The sequence below is a fragment of the Paenibacillus sp. TSM33 genome (assembly GCF_056099025.1).
In genome coordinates this window covers 999573-1019148 of record NZ_JBLZXB010000017.1, presented here as the reverse complement: position 1 = coordinate 1019148, position 19576 = coordinate 999573, and the positions used below count along the sequence as shown (strand labels likewise).

Here is a 19576-nt window from a genome sequence, read left to right as displayed (position 1 = left end):
AGCATGCGGATTTTGCATACAGGTGATTGGCATTTGGGCCGCACGTTGGAAGGGCGAAGCCGCCTGAAGGAGCAGGAGGCGTTTTTGGAAGAATTGGTGAAAATGGCCGACGACCAGCAGGCTGATTTGATTATGATGGCTGGGGATGTGTACGACTCAGTCAATCCTTCGGCCGCCGCAGAGCAATTGTTTTATGAAGCATCTGCGCGTCTTACAGCTGAGGGAAGACCGCTCGTCGTCATTGCCGGCAATCATGATCAGCCAGAAAGGGTATCCTCGGTCACCCCGCTGGTGAGCGGACGCGGAATTACATTGCTGGGACTGCCTCATGGGGAAGCTGTGCGCGTTCGTACACCGCGAACGGGCGATATGGCATGTATTGCTGCCTTGCCATATCCCTCTGAGTCTCGTCTGAATGAGCTATTGTCTGAAGACGGGGATGAAACCATATTACGCGAGGCATATAGCCGTCGTGTAGGGATGCTAATGTCACAGCTGGGTACAGCGTTTCGGCCCGATACTGTTAATTTGTCGATGAGCCATATATATGTGCTTGGCGGGCTGGAGTCGGATTCGGAACGCCCCATTCAGGTCGGGGGAGCCTATACCGTAGATCCGTCTGCTTTGAGCATTGGAGCGCAGTATACAGCCCTGGGACATTTGCATCGTCCCCAATATGTGAAGGGCGATGGGCTGATGCGTTATAGCGGCTCTCCGCTGGCTTATAGCTTTTCCGAAGCTGGACAAGCCAAATCAGTTACGTTAATTGACGTGATTGCTGGCAAGCCAGCACAGGTTGAGGAACTGTATATTACCAGTGGACGCCCATTAGTGAGATGGCGCGCACGGGGAGGTCTGGAGGAGGTATATCGCTGGCTGGATGAAGGACTGGATGCTGATGCTTTTATTGACCTGGAAATTACGCTGGATGAAGCGATGTCGATGGGAGATATTCAACGGCTGCGCAAAAGCCGTGAAGGCATCATTCATATTCGTCCCGTGTACCCAGAAATGGCTGCGGCACAGTTGGAACACCAACGTTCAGAATTGCCGGTTCATGAGCTGTTCCGGGCGTTCTATCAACGACAGACGGGCGGAGCACAGCCGGATGACGGATTAGTACAGTTATTTCTGGAACTGGTAGAACAGGATGATGCAAGAGACCACGCTGAGGAGGATGAAGTATGAAACCGATCCTTCTGAAACTGGCGGGGTTGCAAAGCTACCGGGAGTCGCAGGAAATTCGCTTTGACGATCTGACCGAAACGGGACTGTTCGGAATTTTTGGTCCAACGGGTAGTGGTAAATCAACGTTGCTGGATGCTATTACGTTGGCCATGTACGGTAAAGTGGAGCGGGCGGTGAATGGTACACAAGGCATTATGAATCATGCCGAGGACACGTTGTCTGTAGCATTTACGTTTGAATTAATGTCAGCTCAAGGACCTCGCCGTTACCGTGTAGAACGACGTTTCAAACGCGCAGGAGGCGTATCGGTTAATAATACGCTTAGCCGTTTTATTGCATATACAGAAGACGGCGAGGAAGTGCTTGCTGACAAGGTTCAGGATGTGACACGCTGTGTGGAAGAGTATATCGGCCTGAAAATGGACGATTTTACCCGCGCGGTCGTATTACCGCAGGGAAAGTTTGCGGAATTTTTGTCTTTAAAGGGCAGTGAGCGCAGACAGATGCTTCAGCGTTTGTTCCATCTGGAGAAGTACGGAGATCAACTTGCTCAGAAGCTGAGCCGCCGTGTGAAGGACAACGACATCGCCCTGAAATCGTTGGAAGCGGAGCAGCAAGGGCTGGGGGATGCGAGTGCTGAAGCGCTTGAGCTTGTAAAGCTGCGCCTCCAAGAAGCGATTGACCATGCAGAGGCCTCGCGCCGCGAGCTAGAGCGTGTTTCGCGGGAAGCGGAGACGCTGAACAAAACACGGGAACTGGTCATCGAGCTTAGCCAAAGAGTGAATGAGTTGGAGGAGATAGCAAGACAGGAACCAGGCATTGCTTTGCTGGAGCGCAAGCTGCGACAAGCATCTGCAGCGGAGGCGTTGTTGCCTGCACTGACGGATTGGAAGGAAGCCGTTGCCGAAGCAGAAAAACGGCAAAAGAATGCTGAACAAATGGCAGTCCTGGCTACCTCCGCAGCGGAGGCGGCGCTTGTATCTGTGCAAGCAGACGAGCAGGCCCGGCAAGCACTCAGTGCCGAAGAACCAAAGCTATTGCTTCGGATCGATCAACTGGAGCAGGCACTTCAACTGGAACGTGATACGGAAGTGCTGCGGACTGAACGGGAACGTTTGGCGGCCGAACTGGCGCATAGCGAACAAACCCTTGCAGAGCATGCCGCAGGTCTCGCAAAGGAACAAGAGTTACAGACACGAGGTTTAAAGCGGCAGCAGGAGCTTCAGCAGGAGTTGAAGCAAAATGAAGTGCGTGCAGATGAGCGGGGTATGCTGCAGGAGGCTGTGCAGCGGCTACAACAGCTGGAGACAGCGCATGAGCAATGGCGTGAAGCTGAACAGGAGTATTTGGCTCAGGAGAAACGGCTTGCACTAGCAGACGAACGTCTAAAGCTAATGGAGCAGGAGACACAGGAGACGGAGGCACGGCGTTCTGTCTTTGCTGCACAGGTGGCTGAAGGCATTGAGGCGTTGCTGGCGCTGGATGCGGAAATTACAGCCGATGTGTCGGCACTGGTTACCGAGGAGGAGCAGCTGCGTCACGAGCTCCGTGCCGATGAGCTCGCGCGTCTCGCACAGCATCTTGCTGCCGAGCTGCGTGAAGGAGAGCCATGCGCAGTGTGTGGCTCTCTGCATCACCCCGCACCAGCCGCTGGTGCGGCCCATGGCGCGGATTCAGCCGCGCCAGATGAGCTGCACCGCCTGCGGCTCGGCTTACAGGAGCTGCGTCTCACGCTGCGCCAGCAGTTGCACGAGCAGCGCAGCCTGCTGGCGCAGCCCGCAGCCACAGACAGCGGCGCTGCCGCCACGGGCGAGCCTTTTACGCCTTCTGCTGCGGCTGCTGTGCCACGCGGTGTCGCCGAATGGGCGGAGCGCTGTACAGCGCTGGAGCATGCTGCGGCTGAGCTGGCAGCTCGTGCGCATACGCTGCCTGCCGAGGCACAGGCACTGCGCGAGGCAGACGCCGCAGGACAGCAACGCCGTATCCGTGCAGCCGCCGAGCAGGAGGCGGCGGTTGCAGCACTGGCGCAAGCGCGGAACAAGCGCGAGGCATGTACCACGCGCAGCGAGGGGCTGCGAGCCGAATGGGCGGTACAGCTGCCAGATGTCGGCCCGGACCAAGCTGCCGAGCGTTATCGCGCTATGCAAGAGCGTGACCGACGTGCGGAGGAGCTGCGATCCCGCCTGGAGACGAGCGTGACCTTCCTCGAAGAAAAGGCAGCGCGTGTACAGCAGATACAGCAAAGCATCATCGAGGAAGACAAAATCATTATTGCCCGTCGTACAGGGCTTCAGAGCAGAGATGATTTGCTGCGTGAAAAGCTGGAACAGCTCCGAAAGTGGGTTGGAGAAGGCCAAGCAGCCTCATTGCTGGAAGAAGCGACCTCACGCTTGTTGGGACTGAAAAACGGAGCCGAAGCCGCTGCACGCCGCCGTACCGAAGCGGAAGAACGCAAGCAGCAGGCTGTTCATGCTTCACTAATAGCGCGGCAGGCCTCCGACTCGGCAGAAGAAAGACGGCAGACGGCAGAATCCCGTTGGAGCAACCGTCTGGAAGCTTCCTCTTTTGCTACGGAGGCAGAGGTCATGGAATGCTGCTTGGAACCAGAAGAAGCCGCACGCTATGAACGTGAAGTGAATTTGCACCGAGAACGGGAGAAGGAGCTGTCTTCGCGCTTAAAACATGTCCAAGAGCAGCTGAATGGAGCAACACTAACAGAGGAACAGTGGGAAACGATCACTGCGAGGTTGCGTGATTGCCGTGCACGCGATGAAGAGGCGCTTCAGAATCGCGCCAAGGCTGAGCGTGATTTAGAGGACTTGCAGCGTCGGCATGTCCGCTGGATGGAGCTGGAGTCCAATCGTTTACATCTGCGTAGCGAGGCAGAAAAAATGTCCAAGCTCCAGTCTGTTTTTCGAGGCAATGCCTTCGTTGAATATATTGCCGAGGAGCAGCTCATGCAGGTCAGCCAATCCGCTTCACGCCGCCTGCGTTTTCTGACTAAGCAGCGTTATGCGCTAGAAGTAGATTCCAGTGGTGGTTTTGTCATTAGTGATGATGCCAACGGTGGTGTCAAACGTCCGGTATCGACCTTGTCCGGCGGCGAAACGTTCCTGACCTCTTTGTCGCTTGCGCTTGCGCTGTCGGCTCAAATTCAATTGCGGGGCCAATACCCTCTACAATTTTTCTTTCTGGATGAAGGTTTTGGAACATTGGACCCTGAACTGCTTGACACAGTGATTACCTCGTTAGAAAAGCTGCATCACGATCAATTATCTGTTGGTGTGATTAGCCATGTACCCGAGTTGCGGGCCCGGCTCCCACGCAAGCTGGTCGTTCTTCCCGCAGAGCAGGCTGGTGGGGGTTCTCGTGTAGTTATGGAAACATTTTGAAACAATGTGATACGGATCACAGATACAGTTTCAAACTATTGTTATAATACAGCTAAGCCGACAAGTTAATCATACAGCACCCCGGCGGACGTATGCTGCGGAAGAAATCTTCCCGTCATACGTCCGTTCAGAGGGGCTCTGCCAAGAGCTCCCGGGGTGCTTCTTTTTTTTTGCAATCCGGAATTCGCCCAATTTGATGTAGCACATAGCCCGTTTTTGAATAACATACGGTATACATGTAAGAGCCTAGGAGGAAACGACCATGGAAAAAAGCATGACAACCGAAAATGTTGCAGCACCGAAACAGATGGATGCTAAAACACTATGTCAACAGCATATGCATCGTTATGTATGCGTATGGGTGAAGGACGGGACAATGTATGACGGAATTGTAGAGCATGTGGATGATGAAAAGATATACTTAGCCGTTCCTATGGGTGGAGAAGAAATGGAAAATGTTAATCTCCCATATCCGCCCAACAATTGTGGATGTGGCTCCCGTGCTTATAGCGGTTATGCATCTTATCCTCCATACCCTTATCCGTACCCTTACCCTTACCCAGTCCCAGTACCCGCCTATGCGTACGGATTTCCATACGGACGTCGCCGCTTTAATCGTTTGATTCTGCCACTTGCTGCGTTGACAGCGATTAGCTTACTGCCTTACTACTAATCCGATCTCCTTCGTTGCCTGACCATCGTTCTACTCTCTCCCGCCTACAGCTCTTGTACAGTACAAGTGGCTATATAGGCGTATCCATACATCATCACTAAGTAAGGCTGCTTCTTCCAGCATGAAGAAACAGCCTCTTTTTCACATCTACCGTCTCAATATGTAAATGAGCTATAAGGTTACAGCCTTCGGTGAGGTTACAATGATTTATGGATGACAACTGTATGGGTACAGTTTAATGAAAAGAGGTATCCTGTTTATCTATAAACCATGTTAACATCAACCTTGTACAGAAATATAAGAATGAATAAGCGTATAAAGAGGATGTACAGAACAGGCAGGAGGGTGTCGTGAAAAAATATGTTTCGGTTTTATTAGATATAGAGCTTAAAATTCGCGAGGGACAATATAGATCTGGTTACAAGCTGCCATCGGTCCGTGATGCTTCGGAGCTATACAAGTGCAGTAAAAGCACAATTCTGCGAGCTTATGCTGAGCTTGAAAGAAAGCATGCCATTTATTCCATACCGCAAAGCGGATACTATGTAGTGGAAAACCCCAGCGATGTACACCATAGCCATATTTCAGACTACGTTGATTTTGCTTCAGCATCCCCGGATTTAAACGTATTTCCATATCTGGATTTTCAGCATTGTCTAAATCAGGCTATTGATACCTACAAATATCATCTGTTCACTTACGGGGATTCGCAAGGATTGGAAACATTACGACATACGCTCGTCTCTCATTTGGCTGATACTCAGGTGTTTGCAAAAACAGATCGAATTATCGTTACCTCAGGTGTTCAACAGGCATTAGAGATACTCGCAAAAATGCCGTTTCCCAATGGCAAAGAAAAAATTTTGGTCGAACAGCCCAGCTACGATATATATTTGCGTTTTTTGGAGGAAGAGAGCATACCCGTCAATGCAATTGCACGGACAGCGGAAGGTCTGGATTTTCATGAGTTGGAGAACCAATTTAAGCGGGAGAATATCAAATTTTTTTATACCATGTCAAGGCATCATAATCCTCTGGGTATCTCATATAACACGGAGGAACGAAAAACGATAGCTGCCTTGGCTGCCAAATATGATGTGTACATCGTAGAAGATGACTATATGGCTGATTTGGGAGTTGATCATCTTGTTGATCCCATTTATGCATACGATCAGACAGAGCACACTATTTACTTGAAAAGCTTCTCAAAAATCATTTTCCCTGGCTTGCGATTAGGGGTTGCGGTACTGCCAGAAATGCTATTAAAGACGTTCAGTACCTATAAAAGATATGTTGACACATCCATTTTGTCTCAGGCAGCACTTGATATCTATATTAAAAATGGAATGTATGAACGTCACAAACACACGATATCCAAACTGTATTCGGAGCGCGTTCGTATTCTGAACAAGGCGGTGGAACGATACAATCAGTCCGGGTACATTCAAACTCCAGCTGTAACCTCAGGTGTTTATACGCAGTTTAAGCTGCCCAGGACGGTAAATTTGGAACGTTTGATACACAGTCTTAACGCGAGTAACATCCAAGTTGTAGCGGGTAAAGGCTTTTATTTATCAAGCTACAGGGAACAAGAGAAATTTTTGCGCATAAGTATTTCGCGTGCACAGCCAGATCTAATTGATAGAGGAGTTAAATCTATAATAGAAGAAGTTAGTAAGGGAAACTGGTATTAAGCCCCATTTTCCGTTATGATGTATATAGAAACATAGGTATAACCAATCATGATTGAATATGTTTCTGTTTGGTGTGGAAAATACATAACTTTGAATGCCGAGAGCAAGGACTGCTTGTGTTTAATTGCTTATGATCGGCTCACTGCCAAAGGAGGGTTTTGAATGGACGATCTGTTTTTGAAAATTGTGGATGGAAGCATCCCCAGTAAAAAGGTGTTGGAAACCGACAATGTGCTCGCATTTCATGACATCCAGCCTGCGGCGCCAGTACACGTGCTCATTATTCCAAAAAAATACATTCCTTCAATGAATGCTGTAACGGAGGAGGATCTTCCTCTTATTGCGGAGATTCATCGTGTTGCGGTTGAGGTTGCGAAAAAGTTGGGAATCGCTGAGTCTGGTTATCGGTTGATTAACAACTGCGGTCCGGATAGTGGACAAGCGGTAGGGCATCTGCATTATCATTTGCTGGGCGGCGCCAAATTAGGTGCCCTGACAGGTATTTCGGACTCGCATTCTTAAAAATGACAGAGCTAGTCTTTTCAGTAATGCGGAAGTGACGGGAAAAAAAGTTTCTTCTATGTACTCATTTTTTCTTATAGGTTGACACCTGGTTTCTGTTTCACCTATAATAAAATTTGATGAACCGTGTTATTGCTCTTGGACGGTCTGGTCGGAGGGAGGGAAAACTGGTGTCTGAAACTAAAGTTCGCAAAAACGAGACAATTGATGCTGCACTTCGTCGCTTTAAACGTTCCATTGCTAAGGATGGCGTATTGGCTGAGGTGAAGAAACGCAAGCATTATGAAAAGCCAAGCGTAAAGCGCAAGAAAAAGTCCGAGGCTGCTCGTAAGAGAAAGTTCTAGGAGGATCTAAGTAATCATGAATTTGAGCGAACGATTGAACGAAGATATGAAGCAAGCAATGAAGAGTAAGGACAAGTTCAAACTCTCCACCATTCGAATGGTTCGTTCTACGATTAAAAATCTTGAAATAGATTTGAAACGGAATTTGGACGACAACGAAGTGCTTGATATTCTGAGTCGTGAGATCAAACAGCGAAAAGATGCCCTCCATGAGTTTGAAAAAGCCGGTCGTGATGAACTTGCGACAAGCACTAAAGCAGAAATAGAGATCATCGCTCAGTACCTTCCTGAACAACTTTCTGAAGAAGAAATTAAAGTTATTGTACAGCAGACCATCCAGGAAACCGGTGCTTCTTCAAAAGCCGAGATGGGGAAAGTAATGACGGCCTTAATGCCTAAGGTAAAAGGTCGTGCTGACGGTAAGCTCGTGAACCAGGCGGTTCAGCAATTTCTGCAATAAACCCTGCGACAAACAGGAAAACACAACACCCTCTGTTTACAGAGGGTGTTATTTCTATATGTGTGATGCCTGCCATAAAAGATAATGGTGAAAAACGCCTTCATGAAAGTGCTTCCCATAATTGTGTGAAACGTGATGTCCATTAGGGGCGTAAAGTATTTGACAGGCGTCAGGATTAGCAATATACCCAATAATTTCACATTAAATCCTGAAAACTGTATAGTTTGTCTAACGAAGTTTGGTATGCTGTAACAAGGAAAGATCGAAAGGGGGGGATGAAATGCATAGAGAACATCACCACTCCAGCCGCAAATTGGTCTTTTTAACGTTGTGGATTATGATATCCGTTCTGTTGTTACCCTTAGTTCATTCTGGATCGGCGACGGCTCAAACAAAGGGTGGAGCTGTGTTTGTTATACCAATTGATCAGGAAATTGAACAGGGTCTGGGCAAATTTATGGAGCGTGGATTTGCAGAAGCAGTTGATTCCAAAGCAGGTCTGATTTTACTGGATATTAACACTCCCGGCGGACGGGTAGATACAGCGGAGAAGCTGGGCAAACTGATTAAAGACAGTCCCATTCCGACCGTAGCCTATATAAAGGGCGAAGCGGCCTCAGCGGGTAGCTATATTGCGTTGAGTGCTAACAAGATTGCTATGAAACCGGGGAGTATTATCGGAGCAGCAGCGTTAGTAGACGGCAGGGGGAATGCTATTACAGACCCAAAAACGATAGCTTGGTGGAAGAGTAGCATGGCATCTGCCGCAGAAGCTGGCGGGCGCAATCCGGATATTGCTAGAGGCATGGTCGATTCCAAAACGACTGTATCTATCCCGGAGATGAACTTTAATAAGGAAAATGGCCAGATCATTTCTTTAACCAGTGAGGAAGCGCTGAAATTGGGGTATGCGGATCACATCGCGTCTTCGGAACAAGAAGTTATCCAGTGGATGGGCTACAGTACGGATGATGTAATCCATGTAGAGCGCACATGGGGTGAAAAAGCAGCCGAAATATTGACCAATCCGATCGTGCAGACCTTGCTTTTATTTATTGGTATCGCGGGTCTAGTTGTTGAACTGCTTGTACCTGGCTTTGGTGTGCCGGGAATTTTAGGTGTACTTGGATTTGGTTTGTATTTCTTTGGTAATTATATCGCTGGCTTTGCAGGTTCGGAGACGTGGCTGTTGTTCATTATCGGTCTGGCACTGCTTGTACTTGAAATGTTTATTCCAAGCTTTGGCATTCTGGGTATTTTAGGTTCCATCAGCCTTGTCGCGGGTGTAGTCCGTGCTGCATACAACATGCAGCATGCGTTTATATCGTTGGGGATTGCTTTTGCAGCGGCTGTTGCCGTGGTGGCGATCATCGCGGTTGTCTTTAAGGACCGAGGGATATGGAACCGTTTTATACTTCAGGAACGTTTAACGGCTGACCAAGGGTTTTCTTCGGTTGTGAATCGGGAAACGTTACTAGGTCAGAGGGGTGTCAGTCTGACCCCATTACGTCCAGCTGGAACGGTGCTAATCGCTGACGAGCGAGTGGATGTCGTAACGAATGGGGAGTTTATCGCCCCGGATATGCCGATTATCGTATCCAAAGTAGAAGGCGGGCGAATTGTAGTCAAAGCAGACGCAAGTGTCTAATCAAGCAAACAACGAAGAATCAGATTAATGGAGGATGATGCGAGTGTTCGAATCGGGTATTGTCAGCATTTTGCTGATTGCCGTAGTAGTGATTATTGTATTGAGTGTGTTTTTCAGTTTCTTCCCGGTAATGCTGTGGATTTCGGCGTTGGCTTCAGGTGTGCGGATCGGTATCATTACGCTGGTAGCTATGCGATTGCGGCGCGTCACGCCAAGCCGAATTGTCAATCCCCTCATTAAGGCTACCAAAGCTGGTCTAGGCTTGAATATCAATCAGTTGGAAAGTCATTTTCTCGCAGGGGGGAATGTAGACCGAGTGATCAATGCGTTGATTGCCGCGCAGCGCGCTAACATTCCGCTTGAATTTGAACGTGCGGCTGCGATTGATCTGGCGGGACGGGATGTCCTGCAAGCGGTCCAAATGAGCGTTAATCCGCGTGTTATTGAGACGCCTATTGTTGCTGCGGTCGCCAAGGATGGTATCGAAGTGAAGGTTAAAGCTCGTGTTACGGTGCGTGCCAACATTGATCGACTCGTCGGCGGTGCTGGAGAAGAAACGATTATTGCTCGGGTTGGTGAAGGTATCGTAACAACGGTTGGTTCCAGTAACTCGCATAAAGATGTGCTGGAAAATCCAGATTCCATTTCGAGAACCGTATTGTCCAAAGGTTTGGATGCAGGGACAGCATTTGAGATTCTATCGATTGATATTGCAGACGTTGATGTAGGTAAAAATATCGGTGCCTTCCTGCAAACAGAGCAGGCGGAAGCAGACAAACGTATTGCGCAGGCAAAAGCCGAAGAGCGGCGTGCGATGGCTGTAGCGCAGGAGCAGGAAATGAAGGCGCGTGTTGTAGAAATGAGAGCACGCGTGGTGGAATCCGAATCCGAAGTGCCTCTGGCAATGGCTGAAGCGCTGCGTAGCGGTAAACTTGGCGTTATGGACTATATGAATTTAAAAAATATTGAGGCAGATACGCAAATGCGTAGTTCCTTAGGCAAACCGAATGAGAACTCGGGGAATGATAACAAGAGCCGGGATTAACTGACGGGACGTAGCCAATGAATTAGGCGGTTAGGCGGTGAGTGATGAACTTTATCAGCTGGATCTTTGACCATTTGTATATCTTGATCGTGATTGGCTTTGCGCTGGTGTCCTTCTTGGGGAAAAGCATTCAAGGCGGAGGACGGAAATCTCCCCCGCGGCAAGGTATGCCTACCTTTGGTGGTGATCATGGTTCTCGCGGGTCCTCGACGTCGTCCAGACCTTTCACAACGGAACCTGAGCAAGAGCAACGTCGACAGGAGATTACTGGGGAACTGCAACGTCAATTTCCGAATGAACGACGGGCGGTAATGGAAGCTCGTCGCATAGAAGAAGTGGAAGAAGGGCTGGAAACGGAAAAACCGATGAACCGGGATGTATTAGATAACGGTTCGACTCTAGAGGATCGGATTCGTACTATGGAAGAAGAGCGGAGGATGGTTTTAGCCCGTCTCGATCGTATATCCAATGCGAGAGATTCGGGGGAAATCACAGATGGACTAGATCAAACTTCGCAAGAGCGTGGTACAGTGAATGCGGCTGACCTGCGTAGAGGTGTAATCTGGGCAGAGATATTAGGGCCTCCGCGTTCCAAGCGTTCCATGGGTGGAGGAAGACGTTAGAATGATAGTGATCCGTCACGGCTTTGGCTGTGGCGGATCTTTTTTTACGATGTTTTTAGCGATATAAACGTGCTGGAATAAAAAAAGACTTAACGACAAATGCTCTAATTACCTGACAACGAATGTGATGATCTCATATACACTACATATTTCTTACATTTGCTGTCATCTAAAAAGACGGCATATTGTCTAATTTGGAATCTCATTTGTGAAAATACGTATGTGAAAAATGATCAAATGTAACAATATGAACGAAGCTTTCCGAAAGTTGTTTTCATTATTTCTTTTTTATATATAATGTTCTCAACGATAGAACTTATGAAAATTTACTCCATATTTAGCTAAAATTTGATTTATATCGAGGTGATATTACAGGGGTATACAAAAAATAAAAATTTATGTTTAGGAGGATGGGGTGGATGGGGAATAGCTTGTTCAGAAAGAAGAACATTGATCAACTGATCGCTGCTACACATGGAGAAAAAGCACTTAAAAGGGAATTGGGTGCATTTGATTTAACAATGCTTGGGATTGGAGCGATTATCGGAACGGGAATTTTTGTTTTGACAGGTACGGGAGCAGTTACGGCTGGTCCGGGTTTGGTAATGTCTTTTGTGATTGCAGGGCTCGCTTGTTTGTTTGCAGCATTGGCTTATGCCGAGTTTGCTTCCACCGTTCCAGTATCCGGTTCGGTTTACACTTTTACTTATGCTACGATGGGAGAGCTATTGGCTTTTATTATCGGATGGGATTTAATTTTGGAATATATGTTGGCCGCCAGCGCCGTTTCTGCAGGTTGGTCGGGTTATTTCGTATCCTTTTTGAAAGGAATTGGTCTTCATATTCCGGTTGAATTCACTGCTGCGCCAGGAGCTTTAAAAGACCAAACTACTTATTTTAACCTTCCAGCTTTTTTAATTTTAATGGCTATCACATTCTTGCTTTATTTTGGGATAAAAGAATCAAAACGAATTAACAACATCATGGTTATTGTTAAAATTGTTGTTGTTTTACTGTTTATCATTGTTGCTGTTAAATATGTAAAGCCAGACAACTGGACACCATTTATGCCGTTTGGGTTCAGTGGGGTGTTTGGAGCCGCAGCCCTTGTGTTCTTTGCTTTCATTGGCTTTGATGCCGTTTCATCAGCCGCTGAAGAAACCAAAAATCCAGCTCGTGATTTACCGCGTGGCATTATTTTTTCACTTGCTATTTGTACGCTTTTGTACGTGATTGTTAGCGCGATTATGACAGGTATTGTACCGTTTATGCAATTTGATGGTATCTCCCATCCAGTGTCATTAGTTTTGCAGGTTGCCGGTCAGAATTGGGTGGCGGGTATTGTAGATATCGGAGCCATCTTAGGGATGACAACGGTCATGCTGGTAATGCTATATGGTCAAACCCGTATTATGTTCGCGATGTCACGTGACGGATTAGTCCCTAAAGTATTATCGAAGGTTCATTCCAAATATAAAACACCCTATATTAACACATTGTTTTTTGGTACTTTATCTGCATTAATGGGCGGGGTGATTCCGCTGGATGAGTTAGCAAGCTTGGTGAACATTGGAACCTTATCAGCATTTATTCTAATTTCGGTCGCTGTCATAGTGATGAGAAAAACACAACCCGATTTACCAAGAGCCTTCCGATGTCCTGGTGTTCCATTTATTCCAATTCTGGCTATCATTTCATGTGGGGTGCTTATACTTAATTTGAATGGTCAAACGTTTATTCGTTTTATCATTTGGCTTGTTATTGGTATGGCTATTTACTTTGTGTACTCCCGAAAAAACTCTCTTTTGAATCAGGATTCCGAAAACTAACCATTGCATACTGTGAAACTAAAAAGACAACCTTGTTTTGATATGAAAACGAGGTTGTCTTTTTTTATGTGAATTTTTAGAGAGTTATGGTCTTTTCCTCTTTAATATCGCAGTTGCTACGATTTGTAAGTTTAGCCTCATAAATGCGATGACTGGATCATAAAATGTACAGTACAGATATCTGTGACGCTGGTGTAACAGCGTTCAGGTTGATCGAGACATAGGATGAAACCGAATGGTAATAACAAGCGATAAAAAAGCAGTGTAGCTGCCGTCAAACAACTATGGAGTGCTTAATGGTAATAACAAGAGATTAAAAAAAGCAGCATAGCTGCCATTAAAACAACTATTAGCCGTTGGATAACAGTTGTTTTAATGACAGGAAAGGAGATTTCGCCGTATGAGCCGGATGAGCCGCAAACTGCGAAAGTGGGCCAGCGAAACATTGGAGCTTCCGCAGGACATTCTATTTGACCTGCCGCGGTTAACCCTCATCGGCAGCCGCCAGCTTTATGTAGAGAATCACCGGGGTGTGGTGGATTTCACGCCAGACCAGCTCGTACTTGCACTTGCGCAAGGCAGGCTAAGAGTATCAGGCCATGATCTAATCATTACGTCTATCCTGTCAGACCAGGTAAGTGTAGAGGGACATATTACGGATATTCAATTGGAAGGAACGGAGGAAGGCTCGTGAAACATCCCGCTTTAGCAAAGCTGCGTGGCACGGTTACCCTAGCTGTCGAGGGCGAAAGTGTGGAAGCTTTCATTAATTTACTCACTGATCACCATATACCTGTTTGGAACGTGCGGCCAATGGGTACTAGACTTGCAGAAATGAACCTTCTGCTGCCGCACGTCTTCCTGTTGCGTCCGTTTTTGAGAAGGACAGGCTGCAAAATGCATGTTCTCAAACGTCAAGGACTTCCCTTCACTGCAGTACGACTCGCCAAACGCAAATTTTTTCTCGCAGGACTGGCCTTGTTCTGGATAGGCCTCCTGCTGATGTCATCGCTCATCTGGGACATTGAAGTGAAGGGGAATGACAAGCTTCCAACGGAATCTGTTCTGAAAGCAGCCCGACAGGAGGGGCTTTATCCGTTTCAATGGAGCTTTCGTCTTTCCAGTCAGGACAAGCTTTCACGCGCACTCATGCAGAAACTGCCAGAGGCATCCTGGATCGGTGTGGAAAGGCAGGGGACCTTGGTGACAATTCAGGTCGTTGAAGCTTCACAGCCTACTCCCCCGCCGCTCTACAGTCCACGTCATCTCATCAGTAAGGCGGACGCGGTGGTCACTGAAATTTTTGCCGAGCAGGGTCGTCCTGTTGTGCATAAAAATACGCGGGTTAAAAAAGGAGATATTCTGATTTCAGGAACGCTTGGAGATGAGGAGAATCAGCAACAGGTTGTAGCCAAAGGGGAGATTAAAGGGCTTGTGTGGCATGAATATGAAATTAGTAGTCCCATGGTACGACGCAGCAGCACATATACGGGTAATAGTCATGATCGCTTGTATCTGGTGCTAGGCAATCATGCGATACAATTATGGGGATACGGGAAAATACCTTATTCTACACATAAAACAACCGTTGAGCATGATCCGCTAACATGGCGTTCTTACAAACTTCCGATGGGCTGGATGAATGAAAGTGTAAGGGAGACCAAGATACAAGAGCAGAAGTTAACGGAAACAGAAGCCAAAATGTCAGGTATAGAAGGCGCACGCGCGGATATTTTAGCTAAATACGGCAAAGGAACGAAAATAATGAGCCAAAAAATTTTGCATGAGAAGAGAGAGAATGGTAAAGTTTATATGAAAGTACTGTTTGAAGTGGAACAGGATATTGCGGAAGAACTTCCGTTAGTTCATAACCAAGGAGAATGAGGCTATTTGGCAGAACAACAACGCAGCATACAAATTGCATTGAACAGTGCGGGAGAAGGTCAGGCGTTATTCGGCCCGCAGGATTCCTTTTTAAAATTGATTGAAGCAGCTATTCCTGCAAAAATAGCATCTCGTGAGGCAGAAGTTAATGTTTTTGGTGATGCTCACGAAGTGGAAATGCTCGAACAATTGTTCGATGTTTTGCTCCAGTTAATTCGTAATGGGTATATACTGACCGAAAGGGACGTCCATTATGCGATTGAGCTGGCAAAAGATCTGCGCGCTGATCAGTTGCTTGATTTGTTCAAGGGAGAAATTACGACGACGTTTCGCGGCAAACCGATTCGTGTCAAAACGATTGGACAGAAGCACTATGTAACCACGATTAAGAAACGCGATATTGTATTTGGGATTGGCCCGGCGGGTACTGGTAAAACCTATCTGGCTGTAGTACTAGCCGTAGCTGCTCTGAAAGAAGGTTCAGTCAAGCGTATTGTGCTGACTCGTCCTGCGGTAGAAGCTGGTGAGAACTTGGGCTTTTTGCCTGGGGATTTACAGGAAAAGGTTGATCCGTATTTACGCCCGTTGTATGATGCTCTATACGATGTGATGGGGCCAGAGCAGACGGCAAAAGCGTTGGAGCGCGGGTTGATAGAAATTGCTCCACTGGCTTATATGCGGGGTCGTACGCTGGATGATTCATTTATTATTTTGGATGAAGCCCAAAACACTACACCAGAGCAAATGAAAATGTTTTTGACTCGACTTGGCTTCGGTTCCAAAATGGTTATTACCGGCGATGTTACGCAAATTGATTTACCTCGTGGCAAAAAATCCGGTCTGATTGAAGCGAATGCGATTTTAAAAGGGATTGAGGAAATAGGCTTTGTCCAGTTTGCGGAAGAGGATGTTGTCCGTCATTCCCTGGTTCAAAAAATCATTGTCGCTTATGACCGTGTTGCTGAAAATCAAGCATAAGACCCTAAGCACAAGTATAGTGTGTATGATCAGAAAATGAATAAAATGAGCAGCATAGCTGCCTTGAAAAAGATGATGGAGAGGGATTGTTTTAGATGACCTCGAAGGAATTATCTAAAGGAAAAACGTTCCAGCATAGAATGAATGGATGGAAGTATAGCGTGGCGACACGCTATCTTCTGTTTTTATTTTTGGTGGTTCTTTTTTATGTGGGTTTTGCGTCCAAGCTGCTTCCCGAACGCTATGACATCCGGGTGAATCAACCGAGTGAAAAGGAAATTGTCGCTCCAATGCAGCTTCCTAACAGCAAGGCGACTTTGAAGGCCCAAGAGGAATCTGCTGAGCGCGTACAGCCCATGTATACCATTGTACCGATCCGCAATGATAACCTGATTACTGGTATTTTGGACCGAATTGAACGGCTTAATCAGGATGATCAGGTATCTAGAGCGGACAAGATTTCGATTTATAAGGATGAGATTCCACAACGTGCACGGGAATTCGTGCAAAATTTTGTGAATAACAGCCGCAATGCAGATGCCTATCCAGATAAGCTGCTGGATGAGGTGCTGGAAAAAACGAAAGAGCAAACGTACCGAATCCCAGAAGAGACATACATCAAAATTCCGCGACTTACTTCTGAGGATATTGCCGAAATGCGGCCCGTAGCCCGTGAGATTGTGACAGGATTGATGAATGATCAAATTACGGATGCCCAGACGGCCCGAGCCAAGGTAGCTGAACGGGTGAGTACAAGCTCTCTTACTAAACGTACCTCCCGGGAGGTTGTTCAGGAACTTGCAAGGCTTGTGATTACAGCCAACAAGTTTTATGATGATACAGCTACGAAGGACGCTAAAGTACAGGCTCGTGAAGATACACCGACAGTTTACATTAAACAGGGTGAAGTACTCGTTAAAAAGGGTGAGATTATTACCCAGGAAATCTATACCCTACTTGATGAGAACGAGCTACTCAAAGATAAAATCAACTATTGGCCACAATTCGGCCTGCTGATGTTGTCTATGATGCTGGCATTGGGTCTGTTTATGTATATTCGTCAATTTCAATCACGAACACGAAACTTCAAGTATAATAATGCACAGTTGCTCATGTTGGTGTTAATCTTTGTGATTACAGTGGGGGCCATGCTGTTAATTTCTATACTGCAGACTAGTGAACGATCCTACCTCGGCTATCTGGCGCCTATCGCACTTGGAGCTATGCTTGTAACGTTGTTGCTTGATATGTCGCTGGCATTCGTATGTGCCATTATATTCAGTATATTGGCAAGTGTTATTTTGAATGTCCGTCAGGGACAGATTTTTGATTTTAATTTTGGTTTTTTTGCCCTTGTGGTCTGTCTGGCGTCGATTTTTTCTACCCACCGGGCCAGCCAGCGTTCAACGCTGTTCAAGGGATCTATTATGGTATGCCTGTTCGGGGCTCTGGCTGTTTTTTCTCTGGCGCTGATTGACCAAGGAAATTGGACTCAAACAACGACACTGTATGGGGTAGCCTTTGCTTTTGCAGGCGGTCTGGTTACAGCGATCCTTGTTATAGGGCTAATGCCATTTTTTGAATCCACCTTTGGCATCTTGTCGGCACTGAAGCTTGTCGAATTGTCAAATCCCAATCATCCATTGCTCCGCAAGCTGCTTACTGAGACTCCCGGCACATATCATCATAGTGTAATGGTAGGTAATCTGTCGGAGGCCGCAGCGGAGGCTATAGGAGCAAATGGGTTGTTGTGCCGGGTTGGTTCGTATTATCATGACATTGGTAAAACCAAAAGGCCTTCGTACTTCATTGAAAATCAAAATGGGATGGAAAATCCGCATGATACAATAGAGCCCAAGCTGAGTAAATCCATTATTATAGCCCATGCTCGTGACGGTGTGGAAATGCAATTGGATTACAAGCTACCCAAGCCGATTCGTGATATAGCCGAACAACACCACGGAACGACATTCCTGCACTATTTTTACCATAAGGCATTGCGTGAGGCGGAAGAACGGGGAGTGGAGCCTGACTTCACAGAGGATGATTTCCGTTATCCGGGACCGAAGGCTCAGTCCAAAGAGGCTGCTGTAGTAGGAATTGCTGATAGCGTGGAAGCAGCCGTTCGTTCCTTGCGAAAACCTACGGTGGAGCAGGTAGAATCCATGATTGAAAAAATTATTAAGAGCCGTCTTGATGATCACCAGTTTAACGACTGTGAACTGACCATGAGGGAGCTTGATATCGTGGCCCAAACTCTTAAGGAAACAGTAATGGGAATTTTTCATTCCCGTATTGAATATCCAGAGGAAAGACCTAAGCCCGAAAGTGGAAAAGCTTAGTATTACTTGTGCATGAAGCACAGCTAAAGCATTAGAATTAAAAGGAGCGGTTGGCATGGGCCTTCAATTAGCTTGGAATAATGAACAAAACGATATGGTAATTAACGAATCGTTGATCACACTACTGAACACCTTATTAGAGGAGGCTGGCAAAGCGGAAGGGGTTACAGGCGGTGAGGTTGCTCTTACTTTCGTTAATGATGATCAAATTCATGAGTTGAACAGGGATTATCGCGGGATTGATCGTCCTACTGATGTGTTGTCTTTTGCTATGAAGGAAACACTGGATGAAGAGCTTGAAATTATCTACGAACCAACGGAAGAAAATCCTTTAAATGATGTACCGGATGTTCTGGGGGATATTATTATCTCTGTACAAACAGCCCAATCTCAGAGCGAAGAATATGGACATTCAATTGAGCGCGAAATTGGATTTTTGTTTGTTCACGGTTTTCTGCATCTGTTAGGCTATGATCATCAGGACGATGCAAGCGAAGCGGAAATGATGGGTAAGCAGGAAGCTGTGCTGGCTCAAGTGGGGTTGACACGGTAATGAGACGTCAGCCTTGGAGAATGACCTTTCGCTATGCCGCAGAAGGCGTGATATACGCTCTGCGTACGCAAATAAATATGCGGATACATGCGGTCGTGGCGCTCCTTGTCATTGTGGCAGGGTTAATTCTGCACATCTCCCGGCTGGACTGGTTATTCGTGTGCATGGCCATTGCCATAGTCATGGTAGCCGAACTGATCAACACCGCTGTTGAAGCAGCGGTGGATCTGATCTCACCTGATATTCATCCGCTGGCCAAAGCGGCTAAAGACACCGCCGCCGGAGCCGTGCTCCTGGCAGCGGTTTTTGCTGTAATTATTGGCATATTTGTATTTTATAGACCTTTGTTGACGTTAATGAGTCAGCTGCTTTAATGAAAAGAGCAAAATAAAAATTAGGTG

At 46.9% G+C, this 19576-nt stretch carries 17 protein-coding genes; all 17 read left to right on the top strand.

Annotated elements, in window-relative coordinates; translation table 11 throughout:
- Positions 1 to 3: 3 nt before the first annotated feature.
- The 17 genes from ACN6NF_RS16480 to ACN6NF_RS16400 all read left to right on the top strand — a co-directional run bounded on the left by ACN6NF_RS16480 (position 4) and on the right by ACN6NF_RS16400 (position 19549).
- Positions 4 to 1188, top strand: a complete 1185-nt coding sequence (locus ACN6NF_RS16480) for an exonuclease SbcCD subunit D (protein WP_474318631.1) — start codon at positions 4 to 6, stop codon at positions 1186 to 1188.
- Positions 1185 to 4580: an AAA family ATPase gene (locus tag ACN6NF_RS16475; protein WP_474318630.1), complete on the top strand. Its 3396-nt coding sequence runs from the start codon at positions 1185 to 1187 to the stop codon at positions 4578 to 4580. Before ACN6NF_RS16480 ends, ACN6NF_RS16475 begins: the two co-directional genes overlap by 4 nt.
- A 262-nt stretch (positions 4581 to 4842) precedes the next feature.
- Positions 4843 to 5253, top strand: a complete 411-nt coding sequence (locus tag ACN6NF_RS16470; protein WP_474318629.1) for a hypothetical protein — start codon at positions 4843 to 4845, stop codon at positions 5251 to 5253.
- Between the two features lie 350 nt (positions 5254 to 5603).
- Positions 5604 to 6947: an aminotransferase-like domain-containing protein gene (locus ACN6NF_RS16465; RefSeq protein ID WP_474318628.1), complete on the top strand. Its 1344-nt coding sequence runs from the start codon at positions 5604 to 5606 to the stop codon at positions 6945 to 6947.
- Positions 6948 to 7109: 162 nt separating this feature from the next.
- Positions 7110 to 7469, top strand: a complete 360-nt coding sequence (locus ACN6NF_RS16460; protein ID WP_013372152.1) for a histidine triad nucleotide-binding protein — start codon at positions 7110 to 7112, stop codon at positions 7467 to 7469.
- A gap of 170 nt (positions 7470 to 7639) precedes the next feature.
- On the top strand, positions 7640 to 7813 hold the full coding sequence (gene rpsU / locus ACN6NF_RS16455) for a 30S ribosomal protein S21 (RefSeq protein WP_005547957.1): 174 nt from the start codon (positions 7640 to 7642) through the stop codon (positions 7811 to 7813).
- Positions 7814 to 7829: 16 nt separating this feature from the next.
- On the top strand, positions 7830 to 8273 hold the full coding sequence (locus ACN6NF_RS16450; protein ID WP_013372151.1) for a GatB/YqeY domain-containing protein: 444 nt from the start codon (positions 7830 to 7832) through the stop codon (positions 8271 to 8273).
- Positions 8274 to 8553: 280 nt separating this feature from the next.
- Positions 8554 to 9921, top strand: a complete 1368-nt coding sequence (locus ACN6NF_RS16445; protein WP_474318627.1) for an NfeD family protein — start codon at positions 8554 to 8556, stop codon at positions 9919 to 9921.
- 43 nt (positions 9922 to 9964) lie between these two features.
- Entirely contained in the window at positions 9965 to 10966 is a 1002-nt protein-coding gene (gene floA, locus ACN6NF_RS16440) for a flotillin-like protein FloA (RefSeq protein WP_474318626.1), read from the top strand.
- A gap of 44 nt (positions 10967 to 11010) precedes the next feature.
- Positions 11011 to 11589 (top strand): hypothetical protein, encoded by a 579-nt coding sequence (locus ACN6NF_RS16435; RefSeq protein ID WP_474318625.1) that lies wholly within the window; start codon positions 11011 to 11013, stop codon positions 11587 to 11589.
- Positions 11590 to 12008: 419 nt separating this feature from the next.
- Positions 12009 to 13418: an amino acid permease gene (locus ACN6NF_RS16430; protein ID WP_474318624.1), complete on the top strand. Its 1410-nt coding sequence runs from the start codon at positions 12009 to 12011 to the stop codon at positions 13416 to 13418.
- Between the two features lie 400 nt (positions 13419 to 13818).
- The gene (yqfC, locus tag ACN6NF_RS16425) at positions 13819 to 14112 is read left to right on the top strand and encodes a sporulation protein YqfC (RefSeq protein ID WP_474318623.1); all 294 of its coding nucleotides are present in this window, start codon (positions 13819 to 13821) and stop codon (positions 14110 to 14112) included.
- Entirely contained in the window at positions 14109 to 15302 is a 1194-nt protein-coding gene (yqfD, locus tag ACN6NF_RS16420; protein WP_474318622.1) for a sporulation protein YqfD, read from the top strand. Before yqfC ends, yqfD begins: the two co-directional genes overlap by 4 nt.
- A gap of 6 nt (positions 15303 to 15308) precedes the next feature.
- A complete protein-coding gene (locus ACN6NF_RS16415) occupies positions 15309 to 16280 on the top strand; it encodes a PhoH family protein (RefSeq protein WP_474318621.1) in 972 nt (323 codons plus the stop codon).
- A gap of 95 nt (positions 16281 to 16375) precedes the next feature.
- Positions 16376 to 18622 (top strand): HD family phosphohydrolase, encoded by a 2247-nt coding sequence (locus ACN6NF_RS16410; RefSeq protein ID WP_474318620.1) that lies wholly within the window; start codon positions 16376 to 16378, stop codon positions 18620 to 18622.
- 55 nt (positions 18623 to 18677) lie between these two features.
- Entirely contained in the window at positions 18678 to 19175 is a 498-nt protein-coding gene (ybeY, locus tag ACN6NF_RS16405) for an rRNA maturation RNase YbeY (RefSeq protein ID WP_474318619.1), read from the top strand.
- Positions 19175 to 19549: a diacylglycerol kinase family protein gene (locus ACN6NF_RS16400; RefSeq protein WP_474318617.1), complete on the top strand. Its 375-nt coding sequence runs from the start codon at positions 19175 to 19177 to the stop codon at positions 19547 to 19549. The genes ybeY and ACN6NF_RS16400 overlap by 1 nt, the downstream gene beginning before the upstream one ends.
- Positions 19550 to 19576 lie beyond the last annotated feature (27 nt).

Excerpts from the sequence above, each read along its gene's own strand:
- ACN6NF_RS16430 (WP_474318624.1), top strand. The coding sequence starts at position 12,009 with ATGGGGAATAGCTTGTTCAGAAAGAAGAACATTGATCAACTGATCGCT.
- ACN6NF_RS16450 (WP_013372151.1), top strand. The coding sequence starts at position 7,830 with ATGAATTTGAGCGAACGATTGAACGAAGATATGAAGCAAGCAATGAAG.
- ACN6NF_RS16460 (WP_013372152.1), top strand. The coding sequence starts at position 7,110 with ATGGACGATCTGTTTTTGAAAATTGTGGATGGAAGCATCCCCAGTAAA.
- ACN6NF_RS16435 (WP_474318625.1), top strand. The coding sequence starts at position 11,011 with ATGAACTTTATCAGCTGGATCTTTGACCATTTGTATATCTTGATCGTG.
- yqfC (WP_474318623.1), top strand. The coding sequence starts at position 13,819 with ATGAGCCGGATGAGCCGCAAACTGCGAAAGTGGGCCAGCGAAACATTG.
- ACN6NF_RS16475 (WP_474318630.1), top strand. The coding sequence starts at position 1,185 with ATGAAACCGATCCTTCTGAAACTGGCGGGGTTGCAAAGCTACCGGGAG.
- ACN6NF_RS16445 (WP_474318627.1), top strand. The coding sequence starts at position 8,554 with ATGCATAGAGAACATCACCACTCCAGCCGCAAATTGGTCTTTTTAACG.
- ACN6NF_RS16470 (WP_474318629.1), top strand. The coding sequence starts at position 4,843 with ATGGAAAAAAGCATGACAACCGAAAATGTTGCAGCACCGAAACAGATG.
- ACN6NF_RS16410 (WP_474318620.1), top strand. The coding sequence starts at position 16,376 with ATGACCTCGAAGGAATTATCTAAAGGAAAAACGTTCCAGCATAGAATG.
- ybeY (WP_474318619.1), top strand. The coding sequence starts at position 18,678 with ATGGGCCTTCAATTAGCTTGGAATAATGAACAAAACGATATGGTAATT.
- ACN6NF_RS16400 (WP_474318617.1), top strand. The coding sequence starts at position 19,175 with ATGAGACGTCAGCCTTGGAGAATGACCTTTCGCTATGCCGCAGAAGGC.
- ACN6NF_RS16480 (WP_474318631.1), top strand. The coding sequence starts at position 4 with ATGCGGATTTTGCATACAGGTGATTGGCATTTGGGCCGCACGTTGGAA.